This is a genomic window from Corallococcus sp. CA049B, from assembly GCF_003611685.1.
GTDB lineage: Bacteria > Myxococcota > Myxococcia > Myxococcales > Myxococcaceae > Corallococcus > Corallococcus coralloides.
Genome location: NZ_RAWC01000447.1, coordinates 1 through 1,461 on the forward strand (window position 1 = coordinate 1; position 1,461 = coordinate 1,461).

The 1,461-nt window shown below is 73.8% G+C and carries 2 protein-coding genes; both read right to left on the reverse strand.

Translation table 11 applies throughout. The features are described 5' to 3' along the window. Positions 1-79: 79 nt before the first annotated feature. Positions 80-298, reverse strand: coding sequence for a hypothetical protein (locus tag D7W82_RS39605; protein ID WP_199728026.1), 219 nt, complete (start codon positions 296-298; stop codon positions 80-82). Between the two features lie 101 nt (positions 299-399). Continuing rightward, positions 400-1,131, reverse strand: coding sequence for an RNA methyltransferase (locus D7W82_RS39610; RefSeq protein WP_120623179.1), 732 nt, complete (start codon positions 1,129-1,131; stop codon positions 400-402). Positions 1,132-1,461: the final 330 nt, after the last annotated feature.

A 1,461-nucleotide genomic window follows, 5' to 3' on the forward strand; every position in this document is an offset into this window, starting at 1 on the left:
GACTTGGGGGGCCGTTCGGGCTTGCGAGGCATGGGCGCGGCACTGTAGCCGCGCTTGAGGCGGCGACAGTGTTCTTCCGTTAGTGCCGGGCCGGTTCGTCGGGGTCCTCGCCCTCGGCGGAGCCCGGCGTCCTGCCCGGCTCGTCGCCGTCCGCCATGCGGTGGGGCTCCTCCTCCAGCCCGCCGTCCTCGGCCGTCTCGGGCGTGCGGCCGGGCTCCTCCAGTGCGTCCTCGTGGGATGGCGCCTGACGGCCAGGGCCGGGCTCGGTGCCTCCCACGATCATCGACTCGTAGGGCATGTGGTTCACGCGGTGCTCCTTTCCGTCAGGTTCGGACGTTCCAGGAAAGGTAGCGACGCGCGGGCATCCCGCCGCGAGGGGTGGGGTGTCCCCCTGCCTGCTCAGGGGTCGTCCCTGCCCGGGAAGTGCTTGCGCACGGTGTGCAGCGCGGCCAGCCAGAGCCGGGCCTCGTTGCGGGTGAGCCGGGAGCGGCGCAGGGGCGCGACCAGGTCCCGCACCGCCGTGCGCCCGGGCTTTTCGTCCACGAGGAAGCCGCCCGTGCTCAAGAGTTCCTCCAGTGTGGCCTCCACGCGGGCCAGCTCCGCGTCCGTGGCGGCCAGGGGCAGGGGGCCCGGCGGCGGCGCGCTGTCCGCCAGGTGCGCCATGCGGACCTCGTAGGCGTAGAGCAGCACCGCCTGCGCCAGGTTGATGGAGGGCTGCTCCGGCGCGGTGGGCACCGCGGACAGGTCGTGGCAGCGCTCCACCTCCGCGTTGGTGAGGCCGCTTCTCTCATCCCCGAAGACGAGCGCCACCGGCCCCTGCTTCGCCCTCGCTATCAGCTCCTCCCCCACGGCCCGGGGCGACAGGCGGCGCTTTCCCTCCACCTTGCGGGAGCTGGTGCCCACCACCCAGACGCAGTCGGACACCGCCGCGTCCAGCGTGTCCGGGCGCTTCACCCCACCCAGCACGTCCTCCGCGTGCACCGCGAGCCGGTGGGCGGGACCCAGGTCCTCCACCTCCGGCGTCACCCAGGCCCAGTCGGACAGGCCGCAGTTCTTCAGGGCGCGGGCGGCGGCACCCAGGTTCTCCGCGTTGCGCGGGCGCATGAGGACGAATCGGACGGGCAGCACCATGGCGGCGCACCCTACCGCCCTGGTGCGCGTCGCAGGGACCCCAGTTGACCGCCGAGGTGTCTCACCGCCAGTCTGCACCGCGAAATCCCGCGTCCCGCGCGTCCAGCAGGCCACCCGCGAGTGTGGCTGCCCGGACACCCTGTGGGCCCGCGGACGCGCATGGGGGAGCGCCGGCACGTGGTCGCCGGGCCGCACTTCCCGTGCGCCTCCAAGGCTCCACGCGCGGCACGCGGCATGAAATCGGATCCGCCGCCACCTCCTGGAGGAAACATGTCCCCGCAGTCCCCTGTCCCGCCGAAGGCCGCGCGCGCTCCCCGTGCCCGCTGGCTC